Genomic DNA, 13,826 nt, shown 5'->3' with positions numbered 1-13,826 from the left:
ACTTCTGGACTTTGTTACATTTTACAGACTCTATCCTACCACATAAATTGTAAATTTGCGCTGTTATGGCAAAAATATCCATCAACCTGGCAACAGGTTCATTACAACAGGAAGAAATTATAGTTGGAATTGATTTGGGAACAACCAACAGTCTGGTTGCTTTTATAAATCCAGAAAAGAATCCCCAAGTTATAAATGACACTGGAAAAGGCCTGCTGGTACCATCAATTGTACATTTTAATGCCCAAGGTGATGCAGAAGTGGGTAATGAAGCCAAAGCATTTTTAACTACAGACCCATCAAACACTATTTTTTCAGTTAAACGTTTATTGGGCCGCTCGTACAAGGATGTAGCTGATCATCAATCCATTTTTAGCTATAAAATTATAGACGATGATACGGAATCTCTAGTTAAAATTAAAGCAGGAAATAAATTTTACACACCCATAGAGCTATCAGCTGAGATTTTAAAAGAGTTAAAGGCAAGAGCCGAGCATGCATTAAAAACACCTGTAAACCGGGCAGTAATTACCGTACCTGCGTATTTTAACGACAGTCAGCGGCAAGCCACGCGCGATGCGGGCAAATTAGCTGGATTAGACGTTTTGCGCATTGTTAACGAGCCTACAGCTGCAAGCTTAGCCTATGGTTTAGGTTTGGATCCTGCCCAGCAAAAAACTATTGCTGTATACGATTTAGGTGGTGGAACATTTGATGTTTCCATTCTTCAAATCCAAAATGGGATTTTTGAAGTTCTAGCCACAAATGGCAATACTTATCTAGGTGGAGATGATTTTGACCAGGCCATTTTACACTATTGGATAGAAAAAAATAAGCTTGATTTTAATGATATCGCTGCAGATCACGTACTGATGCAAACCCTACGTCTGCAAGCTGAAGCGGCCAAGAAAGCTCTTTCGACCCAAAATCTTTTTAACGAAAAAGTAGGCGAAATTTGGTGCACATTGGATAAACAAACCTTTGAGCAGCTAATTACTGCCAAGGTAACCGAAACCCTCGCCTGTTGTAAACAAGCATTAGCGGATGCAAATTTAACGATAGATGAAATTGATGAGGTGGTGTTGGTGGGCGGTTCTACCCGTACACCTTACGTAAAGAATGCGGTTAGCACGTTTTTTAACCGCAAACCCCATGATCAGATCAATCCAGATGAAGTTGTAGCCTTAGGCGCAGCAATCCAAGCTGATATCTTGGCAGGTAATCGTTCAGATATTTTATTACTAGATGTTACACCACTCTCTTTGGGAATTGAAACAATGGGTGGTTTAATGGATGTGATTATTGCCAGAAACAGCAAAATACCTACAAAAGCAGGCCGACAATATACTACATCTCTCGATGGACAAGTAAACATGAAAATTGCCGTTTACCAGGGCGAACGTGATCTGGTTAAAGAAAATAGAAAACTGGCCGAATTTGATCTGAAAGGAATTCCGGCTATGCCCGCAGGTTTGCCGAAAGTAGATATCAACTTTATATTAAATGCCGACGGGATATTAACCGTGCAGGCCATAGAGCTTCGTTCTGGTGTAAAACAAGAAATTGATGTGGTACCCAGCTACGGATTAAGTGATGAAACGGTTGAGAAAATGTTGATCGATAGTATTGAAAATGCCAAAAGTGATGTTGAACAACGGATGTTGATTGAGGCTAGAAGTGAGGGCGAACAGTTGGTTTATACGGCCGAACGCTTCATTGCTAAAAATGCACAAATTTTAACCGAAGTCGAAATAAGTGCTACCCATATCCATATCGAGGCGCTAAAGGAAGCATTGGCCAAAGGCGAAAAAGACCTTATCCTTAAAAAAGCTGATGAGCTAAATGAGTTTACCCGTCCATTTGCCGAGCGCCTAATGGATATGGCAGTTGGCCAGGCGATGAAGGGAAAGAGTGTGGAGTAATTTGACTTGGGAGTTCGGAGCTGAGAGCTGGTCTACTCCAAAGTGATGTCACCCCTGCCTACCGGCAGGCAGGCTGAGCCTGTCGAAGGGCATTAGATTAGCTGTTATCAAGAAGTTCAGAAAAGCAAAGACAATGCTGCTATCTTAATTCAGCCCTGCTTTTCGTTGCAATTAAAATTGTGGCTTTCTAAAAAATAAAATTCATTTCACAATTTTAATTTCCACTATAATCAGGTTTAGATAAGTGGGGCCTGTAGTTCATAGGAAAGGTCTTTGAGACAATTATGGAAATTTTTGGTTTCTGTCATCATTTTATTAGTTCATTGTTCCCTGGGACACTAACCGATGAACCAGATTATGAAACAGTTCAAAAATGTGGTGATTATCAATGCGATAGCGGTGATATTTGTGTTAATACCTGGCATTTTTAGCTTGGTTATTTTTTCAATACCGAATTATCGTAGAGATATCTATCAACTATATCTACAATGTAAAACCTGCCCAATAGCTAAGGAACAAGCCATAAAGGATTTCAACAGCTCAAAATTTAAAATCGTACGCTGGGGGCTCGATAGCGATTGCAGTAGTGATACTCTATTAAAAAAAGAGTTTAACATTAAGATAATACATGGCGGTTGCGTGCCTAACAAAGAAGTTGATTGTTACCGAATACAAATGATAGAACTCCTTCATAAGAAATTTGGAGATCGACTTTTCCCCTTATAATCATCTTCAATCTGGGGCTTTAATTCATCTAGAAGTGGTTTGGCTATCATAAAAAACAGCGCTCTAAAATAAAGCGCTGTTCTCCCCTATATTATCTAACAAATTATGATAATGTTGCTTTTTTATCTGCTTTAGAATTAGAATCAACAAACAGTTTATAGATTTGGGTAATGCGCCACTCGCCAACTTTATCTCTTTCAATCACTACAAAATTTTGTTGGTCGCCATTGTACAGGTCATATTTTACATCTACCCTAGCAATTACCAATGCATCTGTCTTTGATAAAATGGTAGCTTTAAGATGGCAATCCTGTTGCCTTGCTCCGTCATTTTTTTTCATCAGACCCAGTACATCAGCAGCATTGTTCTTAACCACATTAACGTCTCTATTTGATGTAAATACTGCGTCTTTGCTTAACACCTCCCTAAGCATCTTATAATCGGTATTGATATAACTTTCCATAAAGTAATCCAAAACTGATTTGTGACTGGCTGTAGGTTTAGTTGCAGCGAAAGATTGAGTTGTGATTGTAATACCTAGTAGTAAAATCACGAGGATTTTTAGTTTCATGTGCTTTTTTTTATTAAATATCGGAGCAAAGCCATTCGCAAAATATGCCAAATCCACTTTTAACATTCCGTTAACATATAGCCTTAAAACAACAACAGCCCCCAATTTCTGGGGGCCGGTGCGTTCGCCTTAAACTTACGAAGTTTTGAAGCCTTAAACTTACGAAGTTTTGAATGCCTTAAACTTACGAAGTTTTAAAAACTTCGTAAGTTTAGTTTAAGTTAAGGATTTTGCGGACCGATGTTTGGGTTGGCATCAATCTCAGATCTAGGGATAAACCACTCCCATCTCACATCACCTGCTGGCAAGGTTAAGAAGTTAGCCACCGAAGCAGCAACAAAGTTTGGCACGTTGGCCGTTGTTCTGTCTAATGGTTGATTTAAACGCTTCAAGTCTAAGTACCTGAACCCTTCGCCCCAAAGCTCAACTCGTCTATAAATTAAAGTCTCATTGATCAAAGCTGTACCCACATTTGATGACAATACATAGCTTGGGTTTCTTTTATTGTTTAAAGTAAACAATGCTGCTTGAGCCAAAGCGGTTTGAGGTACAGCAGATTTTGCATAGGCTTCGGCCAAGATCAAGTACATTTCAGAACTTCTCATCAACGGAACATCACCCAAAGATGGATCACCTACGGTTTTAACCGAAAATTTTCTGCTCATGTAGGGCTGTCTAACAAAAGTAGTTGCCGGAAGAGGAAAGTTAGCTGTTGTTGGCGCTGGCTCCCACATTTTAGCTCTTACATCAGTTGCAGGAATTTGGGCATATAAATTTTGGTTTATTCTCTTAGGCGTACCTCTTTCATAAGAAGTATTTGCATTATAGGCAATTTGCGCAAAGAATGAACCGAAAGTATCACCCTGCTCAAACGTTGGCATCATTGCCCACATCACTTCGGATAAAGCTGGTGCATTATTAAATCCAGATTGGTAGGCAGTGGCATCCATTAATGGATACTGGCCTCCATCTATCACCTGTTTAGCGTAAGTAATTGCCGTTGGATAATCCTGCATTGTCAAGGCAACCCTGGCTTTTAATCCTTTCGCAACCCAAACATCAGCATGACTTTTATTAACTTTAGAAGTAACATTTAACGCAATCGCCGCATCAAGGTCTGCGTTGATTTGGGCGTATACTGCTTCAACAGATACCCTCGGCATTTGGTTATCAGTTGATTTTAATACCAAGGGTACGGCTAATTGGTTATTTGGCTTTGCAGTTGCATCATATCTCTTGCCATAGAATTGCACCAGATATGAATAGGCATAGGCCCTTAATGTTAAGGCTTCGGCCTTAATTCTATTTTTCTCTGATGTGGTACCCGAGGCCGCCTCGATATTATCGAGAATGGCATTGGCATTACCGATCATTCTATAAAAGGTTCTAAATATCCAAAGGTTTGAAGAATGGGTATCTGTTCTAGGTGCAACATAATTGCCCTCACCTGTCGAGGTGTACCACGTTGCAGTTGCTTGATGCAAATCTTCGCCCATAAAATCTATGGCCAATAAAATGCCGCCAACACCAGGTTTATTTTGGACGTTTGTTGTTGTAGTAGTGGTTCTTTCGAACATGTATCTGTAGATGCCGTTTAACGCAATGTTTGCATTTGCGGTACTTGTAAATATCGCTGAATCGTCTACTTTATCGGTTGGCGAAACATTGAGGTAGTCTTTATTACAGCTAGAAACAGCTAATAATACTACCACACTTGAAAATAAAATAATTTTTTTCATCTCTTTATATATTAACTAGATTATAGTGAAAGACTTAAACCGAAACTATAAATCCTAGGAGCTAGATAGGTAGTATTATTTACCCCATCAAATGCTTCTCTTGGATCTAATCCTTTTCTTTTTGAAATCGTTGCTAAGTTCTCTGCGGTTGCAAAAATCCTTAAATTAGAAGCATCAAATTTGCTCAATAATGTTTTTGGCAAACGATATGACAAGTTCACGTTTGAAAAACTGATATAGGATGCATCAATCAACCATCGTGTTGAAGTAGCATTAATGTTGGTGGTATTACCGATATCAAGACGAGGAATCTGGCTTCCTTTATTTGTGGTTGTCCATGCATTTGCCGCATCAGCGTGAAGGGCCGAACCGTAACTTAAGCTCATCAATCCTTGATAGTTGGAATCATAAAACTTACCACCGATCTGATAATTTACCAAGAAAGACAATGATAAATCTTTAAACGAAAATGTATTGGTAAATGATCCCATCAGATCAGGAATTGCTGTTCCCGAATAGTCAAATTTAGCAAAGGTTTGGTTGGTTACGTATTGCACGCCGTTAACAGTTCTGATATTCGCCGCAGCAGTTCCATTATCAGGAATATACAAGGCAGATCCATCATTAGGGTCAACACCAGCATATTGTCTTAACCAAAACGCATAGAAATCCTTACCCACTTCTCTCCTTTTCGTTCCCGAAACAATGGTTGGTGTTTCTACAGGTAATTTGGTGATTTCGTTCTTAAAGATTGTCCAGTTGGTTACTAAATTCCATTTAAAATCTTTTGCCCTCAGCACATCTCCACCCAACTGTAATTCCCAGCCTCGGTTTTCCATAGATCCGATATTTTGAAGTACTGAAGTAACAGCATTCGATAAAGGTCTTGGAACACTGAAGAGTAATTTATCTGAACCTCTCTTAAAATATTCTAACTCTCCATTTAATCTGCCTTTAAACAAGCCAAATGACAATCCCAAATTCAAGGTTTTAGAAGTTTCCCATTGCAAATCTGGAGTGGCGACAGTTAATAACAATGCGCCTGGCTCAGTTCCGTTATTCCAACCAATATCATAGAACGCTTGATAGTCATAATAAGAATCTGTAGCATCTGTATTTAATATTCTATTGTTACCAACCTCACCGTAAGAAGCTTTTAACCTTAGATCGTTAACCCAGCTCACGTTCTTCATAAAATCTTCTTTAACGATACTCCATGAAGCACCCGCGGAGAAAAATGTACCCCACCTGTTCTGAGGTGAAAACCTTGAGCTTCCATCTCTTCTAAGCGATCCTTCTAAATAGTACTTCTCTTTGTAGTTGTAGGTTGCCCTTGACAGGAATGACTCGATTGTTTCGGCATCTCTATAACCACCCACATTTTGTGGAGTTACAAAGTTTCCAAACTCTGTGTTTCCTTGCAAAATTAACGAGGTTTTTGAGCCGCTAAAGTTCCTATAGGTGTAATCATAATTCTCGTGGCCAATTGTTGCCGCGATGTTATGGTTGCCAAAAGTTTTGTTATAGTTTAACAATTGATTAAGCGTGTATGATTTAATGGTCGTTGACGTATTAGACCCACGCCCCCCCAATGATGCACCATCACCTACCGTTGGATTTTGGTAAGTATTAGAGACATTATTTCTGATATCGATATTAATAGCAGGAATAAAGGTGAAATCTTTTAGGAATTTAACTTCAAAATACGTTCTGCCACCAATGTTATTTCTTCTGGCCAGGTTATCATTTAAAATGGTTTCATATACCACGTTTCTCCCTGGTGAAGCACCTGTTGGACGGTTAACGGATCCCGGATGTTGCCCATAATCGTAATATATTTCGCCAGTAGCTGGATTTAAGATAGTATTGCCAGCCGCATCTCTTGCAAATACGGGATAGATCGGTCCGATGCCCCTTGCAAAATTAAACGGATTGATGATACTGGTTGCACTACCCGCAGCCGCATCCTGTGCATTGTTCAGATCAGTAAATGAGGCCGATAGATTCAAGCCAGTTTTTAACCATGGCTTAACCTGACCGTTTACATTAACCCTACCGTTAAATCTTTTTAGATCAGATTTAAGAATGTATCCATTGTCATTTAGATAACCTAAAGACACGTAATAATCAGCTTTATCTGTTTTACCTGAAAAACTGGTATTTACATCCGTTCTTTTCCCGGTTCTTTGCAATGGCGCATACCAATCAAAATCATCATATAATAGAGATGCATTAGGATTAAGTTTTCCATCTATACCCACTATAGCGTTATTAGGAACATTAAATGGGTTATAAATCAAATTGGTTGCAACAGTATTTGTAGCATTTTGCGATGCAACAGCATCTGTTTGCGCAGGAGTTGCAGAGAACATCAGGTTATTTTTGATTGCTTGCCAATACGCAGGATAATAACCGTAGGCATCTAGACGATCATACTCTGGCGTTCCTCTTTCGGTATAGCCTTGATTAACGCTCGCATTAATGGTTCCCGCACCAAGGTTTTTTCCGCGTTTTGTAGTAATGATTATTACACCATTTGCTGCCCTAGCACCATATAATGATGATGAAGATGCATCTTTCAAGATAGAAATATTGTCTATATCGCTCACATTAATATCGCCGATACTTCCATCGTATTGCGAACCATCTAAAATTATAAGCGGACTGCTTGATGCTGCAAACGAACCAAACCCACGCAAACGTATGGTTGTACCCGAGCCTGGCTGACCATTTCCTGAAGTGGTAGCGATACCCGGCGAAGAACCCTGCAACAACTGAGTAGCATTAGTTACCGTACGCTTTTCGATATCAGCAGTGCCAATTGTGGCAATAGAACCCGTAATAGCTTCTTTCTTTTGTGTACCGTATGCAACTACCACAACCTGGTTTAAGTTGTTGGTTGATGAGGCCAGGGATACGTTAATTACAGATTGGCTCCCCACGGTTCTTTCAACTAGATTATAGCCAAGGGATGAGAAAATCAAAACCGCCGAACCTGGGGCGCTAATGGCATAATTTCCGTTAACATCAGTCTGGACGCCCGTAGTGGTGCCCTTAATTTTTACGGATGCACCGGGGATTGGGAGCCCATCATCGGCTCCGGTAACCTTACCTGCAATTGTCCTATTTTGCGCATCTGCGCTAAAACAAAACAGAACAGCAGCTACAAAAAGTAATAGTAATTTTTGTTTCATGTTCTAAAATAAATGTGAATAATTAGTTAATTTTTAGCTTATAGTGAAAGCTAAATCAATGCGCAAATTACCGTTAAGCAGAACCGAAAAATATGCGAAAATCACCATCTTAGCGCATTACATGCGAAAAACACCGATTTGAGTTGAGACGTTGGGCATTGGGCGTTGGGCGTCTATGGGATTGGATTCAAACAGCATGATGCGGGTTTAACTTAAAGACACAAATTGGAAGGTTGATCTGCGTATCTGCGGCTAAAAATACCAGCCTAACGCGCAGCTTATATGCCCTTATATTTCTTAGATGGTTAAAATCTTAGCTGCCCTAAGGCGTCTCAGGTGGTGAAAAGTAAAGCGTATACCCAGGGGAGTGCGTCGCGAAGGACTCGCAACAAAAAAGCAAACTCCAATCCTGGCAGTTTGCTTCTTTAATTAATCTATTAACTATAACTAACAGGTGAATAAAACTTGTACTAAAAATTTATCCTGTTTAATTATTCAAAATTAGCGGCCCCTTAGTAAAAAGAATATGCAAAAATCACTTTTAATCTAGTTAAGTCTGCTCTTTTTGTATTTTAAGGGCGTGATATTAAATGTAGATTTGAACAACCTGATAAATGAGCTTGAACATTCAAATCCGATCAGGCTAACAATCTCATGTAATGGGTAAGAAGTCGTTTGCAAGAGATATTTAGCCCTATTTAACCTCAGCTTCATTAAGAATTGATAAGGACTCATATCATAAGCTTCCTTAAATGTTCTTAACAAATGGTTTACAGAAAGACAGGCTTGATCTGCTATATCCTCCAGCGTTAATTTTTGGTTAAAATTACTACTGATGAATTCCTTTGCAAGCGTTAATCTTTTCAGGATTTCTTCCTTGGTTTTTGCCTTGGTAAAACTAAGCCGATCTAGCTTTTGTGTAAACTCTACATTATATATTTTATAGTAGTTGAATAAACAATGGTACATGTATTCGTTGATCAACATTTCATCGCTTTGCCCGTTATCTATTTGGGCTTTCAAATGCAACATATTAAAGCGCATATCACCTACAAAAGGATATAATGATTCTACAAACATGGGGCTAGATGAGCTTTGTTTATTATCCAATTGCTCTTCGTGGGTATTGCAATAGGTTTGATGAAAATCTGTTATGAATTGATGACCGAATGATACCGAAAGGGTATTAACGGGTGTAATGGAATCAACTCTACTTGAAAAATTACTTCCTTCATTAAAAACGGCAAAGGTATCTGGATAAATACTTAGCTTCCTTTTGTTGATTTCACAATCTTCAGAGCCTTTAAAAACAAATTTTAGGATACAACCTGTATTTTTTTGCTGATAGGCAGATTCACAGGTGGTTTCACTTATGATTTTGTTTTTATTTTTTAGTTCTTTAATAAGTTTCATGATCTGCAATTAAAATTCGCCATAACTTCTTTGCTCCAATAAGGTATAATCATTTCCGAACGGATCAGAAAACACAGCGCATAGCCCTTCGTTTAAATACACTGGTTCTTTTTTAAAAATGATACCCTTTGCTTTAAACCGGCAATAATCTTCTAGGCAGTCTTCGGTGTTTAAGGTAATCTGGCTGGTTTGGTTAGGGTTTTTAGTTTTCGATAAAAGAATTTGGGTCTCCGCATTTGGCTTAACCAAAATGCATTTCTCTTTATTAAGCAATAACGTATCTTCTACTGGCATCCCTAAGCGATCTTTAAAAAAAATCGCGGCATCCTCAAGCTGCCTTACCTTAACATAGAAAAATTTAGATGAGTGGTTCATAATCAGGTTAATTTGTGTATGATAAAATTAATCCTAATTATGCCTCAAAGAATCACCCCAAAAGGGGGATTTTTAATTGATATATCAATTAGTTTTGTGCTGGGATATGGTCGATTGCCGTAAAGCGTTGGAGTATCCAACCGAGCAACAAGTAACGCCGATTAGATAAATCGCTTTGCTTTGGCGGTTTTTATCGCGTCCGATTTGCTGTTTACATCTAGTTTGATGTAGATGTTTTTTACATGTGTCCTCACTGTTTCCTGATCGATAAAAAGATCATTTGCAATTTGGGCCTTGGTTTGCCCGTTCGCAATCCTATCTAAAATTTCGGTTTCGCGTTTAGTTAGGGGTGAGTTTAGGTTCTTCTGGAACGAATGCATCACAATTCTTGCCACATTTGTACTCATGGCCCCGCCCCCTGCACTTACTTCTCTGATGGCATCTATAATTTTGGCCGAGTTCATATCTTTGGTTAAATAGCCACTTGCTCCCATGGTTAATGCCTCAAAAACAAGTTCAGGCGAATCAAATACCGTAAGTATAATAATCTTGGTATGTGGTAAGGTCTTTTTAATAATTGGCAATGCCTGAAGGCCGTTTGTTCCCGGCATTTCAATATCCAACAAAATAATGTCTGGGCAATCTATTTCCAATTGCTTTTTGGCCAAATCAAATGAAGTGAAAACCCGGATAACCGAAAAGTCATCAATATCACCTAATAGGGATTGATATCCCATCCCTAAAATTTCGTCATCTTCAATAATTACAATTCGGAGCAGCTTATTCATATATGGTCTGTAATACTTAGATGCAATTACGGTTAATTTGTAACATTAATTTTTGTCCCAACAATGGATGTAGTACCTTTCCCTAGGGTAGAATTGATTTTGAAAGTTGCTTTGATCCTTTTGCAACGGGTTTGAATGTTAGTTAATCCACTGCCGTGCTCTACTGTTTTCACATCAAATCCGGTTCCATTATCAATTGTTAAAACATCTATTGTTTGTTCTGGAGTTTTAACCACCATAATTAAAACCTCCTCTGCTTTGGCGTGCTTTAACACGTTATTCAATATTTCTTTAAAAATCAGTGTAAAGTTTCTATTAAATTCCATCGATAAATGAAGGGATTGATATTCGCTTAAAATGCCTTCCATATTAAATTTTATGCCGGTATTTTGGAAAAGATCAATCCCAAAATTTTTGATATGCATCAGTATTTCAAACAGGTTATTGCTCTGTGGATTTAATGCCCATAAAATATCCTTGGTACCCGTATACAACAAGCCTGCATTCTCTTTAATTAGTCTGATCAGTTCTTTTTGCTCCACCTGATCCTTATCCATCTTTTTATCCAAAATCTCAGAAAGTAGGTTTATTCTGGTCAGTTTATTTCCGATATCATCATGGAAATCTTCGGAAGTTTGCTTTCTTATTTTATTCTGTTCATTATGCTTAATCTGCTCCAGCTGCCGTTTCTTACGCTCTTTAGATTTAAAGAACTGGTAAAATATAAGCCAAACCAAAAATAATATAGTTATTATAGCCAATAACATAAACCATAACGTATCATAAAATGGAGGCACAATAGTGAAGTTAAACTCGCTTACATTTGAACGTTGGCCATTGGCAATGGCATACACATAAAAAGTATAATTTCCAGGGCGCAGGGCCGAATATTCTACCTGGGTATTCTTAAGAGCCTTTCCATAGTCGGCATCAAGCCCTTTTAATCGATAGCGATAAACCACGCTTTGCGGATTGGTTAAAAAAACTCCCTTATAATTGATAGAAATGTGGTTCTGATTGTAGCCAAATTCAAAATCCTTCACCTCATCGGTAAAGAATATGGATTGGTCTTTCTTGTTATCTGTTTTATGGTAACTATTTACCTTGTAGATGTGAACAACAGGACGTTGAACCTTATCCTGCACCAGATTGGTCTTGCATTGGACTAGTCCGCTTATAGTACCAATTAAAATATTATCCTCATAATTTAATATGGCGCTTTGGTTGCATTCTATAATAATCGAATTATTACTAAAGACCTCATATCTATTTTCCGTTTTATTAAAGGTTAAGGTATTAATGCCTCTTCCTGTGCCTATCCAAAGTTTATTATAGTTGTCAACTGCAATGCTATATACGTCATTGGAGTTCAATCCATCGTTAATGGTATATTTTATTACTTTTTTGCTTTTAAAGTTCCAGGAGATCAGGCCATCCCCCAAGGTGGCAATTAATAAATTATCGCCCTGCTTAATAATGCTTAGGATACAGGCATTCTTAAGTTCAGGGATGACAAAACTTTTATCTAATTTTTTATTTTTCACCAGATATAGGCTGGTGGTAGTCCCTACTAAAATACTGTCTGTACTCATTTCGAACAAACACAAATTGTATCCTGAAAAACCAGAGATCTCCAGTTTTTTTCTCCCATTTATATAGCTACATGCGAAAGGGGTAGTAAACCAAAAACCACCTTGTTGATCCTCAAGCATCGAATTGAAATTATATCGATTTACTTTATAAACCAATGTAAAATTCTTTCCGTCAGTTTTCCAAATTCCACTGTCTTCAACAGAAAACCAGATATTTTGCTTCTTGTCTTTATATAAAAAATAAATATTACGGTCGGTAAACGCAGCGTTTTTAATAGCTTCAACATTATTACCATCATACTTTAGTAATCCGTTGTTAAATGTCCCAATAAATAGGTTATTGTTTTTATCTGCGCTAATTCCACTAACTGCGTACTCGAAATTCTGGCCCTTAAACTTATTGTATTTTATAAAGTTGTCTCCTTCATATTTAAAAATCCCACTGGCAAAACTTGAGATCCAAATGTTATTTTCCGCATCATTAAAAATTTCATAAACTGGATTATCTGCCAGCCCATTACTTCCATCAAAATAAATGGTTTCATTTTTCTTTAGCAGGTAAGCACCCTTTTCTGTACCTATCCACAAGTTTCCCTTAAAATCTTGTGCCAACGCATGATATCTAGTGCCAGATAAACGGAACAACGATCTAAATGCGGCACCATCATACACAAAAAGGCCATTAGAGAATGTGAGCAGGTATATCTTTTTTTGGTCTTCCCTATCAAAAACAACATTTAGGATATAATTTTTAGCAATTTCTGGTGTAAACCTTATAACCAATGCCCAACCATTCTTAACCTGTCGGTAAATTCCTTTGCCTCTAGCAACAATAAATAGTTCTCCACTAGCATTATCGCTTAAATTGATCAAATATTCACCATCAACGTTTACGAAAACCAACTTTCCATTTACCAGTTTAAAAAGCTTTTGGGAACTTAGTCCCCATATCACTCCTTGCTTGTCTTTTTTGAGCATGGAAATGGAACTATCAGAAAGGGTTTGGGTTACTTTCCCATCTTTTATAACATTAAGTCCGGCATCCGTACCTATCAGAATTTGGCCTTTTTTATCCTCCACGATGCTGGTGATCGAGTTTGAGATCAGCCCATCAGCTTTGCTGTAGGATTTAAAGTTTGCGCCATCATAATTGCTTACTCCTCCGTTAGTACCTAACCAAAGGGTTCTGTCTCTAGATTGATAGATAGTGGTTACCTGAGATTGTGGGAGGCCCTCTTTTAAGTTAAAATTTGAAAAATTATAGCTTTGGGCATAGATTAACTGGCCATAAAAAAGGGTAAACGAAAAGAAAATACCGATATATATTCTAAAAAGGAGTCTACTATGCATGTTAGTACAAATTAACCACAACCAACCATTTTTAATATCACCCTTTTGGGGGGATATTTTTAGGATCCATTTATTTTAAAGAAGAGGGCAAGCAAAAGAAGCTTTTTGTAAATATAGCTTTTGGATTGTGCAAAAAATAATCCTCTGGCCTTTCAA

Annotated in this window: 9 protein-coding genes; 2 read left to right on the top strand and 7 right to left on the bottom strand. The window is 38.0% G+C overall.

What is annotated here, in order from left to right; all coding sequences use genetic code 11:
• The first annotated feature begins 65 nt into the window (after positions 1-65).
• Both hscA and AC6H0V_RS01925 read left to right on the top strand, forming a co-directional pair.
• The gene (hscA, locus tag AC6H0V_RS01930; protein WP_497562023.1) at positions 66-1,922 is read left to right on the top strand and encodes a Fe-S protein assembly chaperone HscA; all 1,857 of its coding nucleotides are present in this window, start codon (positions 66-68) and stop codon (positions 1,920-1,922) included.
• Between the two features lie 357 nt (positions 1,923-2,279).
• Positions 2,280-2,648: a hypothetical protein gene (locus tag AC6H0V_RS01925; RefSeq protein WP_497562022.1), complete on the top strand. Its 369-nt coding sequence runs from the start codon at positions 2,280-2,282 to the stop codon at positions 2,646-2,648.
• Between the two features lie 103 nt (positions 2,649-2,751).
• Here AC6H0V_RS01925 and AC6H0V_RS01920 read toward each other — a convergent pair whose 3' ends face one another.
• The 7 genes from AC6H0V_RS01920 to AC6H0V_RS01890 all read right to left on the bottom strand — a co-directional run bounded on the left by AC6H0V_RS01920 (position 2,752) and on the right by AC6H0V_RS01890 (position 13,670).
• On the bottom strand, positions 2,752-3,219 hold the full coding sequence (locus AC6H0V_RS01920) for a hypothetical protein (protein WP_497562021.1): 468 nt from the start codon (positions 3,217-3,219) through the stop codon (positions 2,752-2,754).
• Positions 3,220-3,440: 221 nt separating this feature from the next.
• Complete coding sequence (locus tag AC6H0V_RS01915) at positions 3,441-4,958, bottom strand: RagB/SusD family nutrient uptake outer membrane protein (RefSeq protein WP_497562020.1); 1,518 nt, start codon at positions 4,956-4,958, stop codon at positions 3,441-3,443.
• Positions 4,959-4,978: 20 nt separating this feature from the next.
• The gene (locus tag AC6H0V_RS01910; protein ID WP_497562019.1) at positions 4,979-8,152 is read right to left on the bottom strand and encodes a SusC/RagA family TonB-linked outer membrane protein; all 3,174 of its coding nucleotides are present in this window, start codon (positions 8,150-8,152) and stop codon (positions 4,979-4,981) included.
• A 546-nt stretch (positions 8,153-8,698) separates the two neighbouring features.
• On the bottom strand, positions 8,699-9,565 hold the full coding sequence (locus AC6H0V_RS01905) for a helix-turn-helix transcriptional regulator (RefSeq protein WP_497562018.1): 867 nt from the start codon (positions 9,563-9,565) through the stop codon (positions 8,699-8,701).
• Between the two features lie 9 nt (positions 9,566-9,574).
• Positions 9,575-9,940, bottom strand: a complete 366-nt coding sequence (locus AC6H0V_RS01900) for a VOC family protein (RefSeq protein WP_497562017.1) — start codon at positions 9,938-9,940, stop codon at positions 9,575-9,577.
• A 161-nt stretch (positions 9,941-10,101) separates the two neighbouring features.
• On the bottom strand, positions 10,102-10,728 hold the full coding sequence (locus AC6H0V_RS01895) for a response regulator transcription factor (protein WP_497562016.1): 627 nt from the start codon (positions 10,726-10,728) through the stop codon (positions 10,102-10,104).
• A gap of 32 nt (positions 10,729-10,760) precedes the next feature.
• Entirely contained in the window at positions 10,761-13,670 is a 2,910-nt protein-coding gene (locus AC6H0V_RS01890; protein WP_497562015.1) for a ligand-binding sensor domain-containing protein, read from the bottom strand.
• Positions 13,671-13,826: the final 156 nt, after the last annotated feature.

The sequence above is a fragment of the Pedobacter sp. NO84 genome, assembly GCF_059703915.1.
Note: the sequence above shows the minus strand (reverse complement) of the source record. Positions and strands in the feature narration are given on the sequence as shown.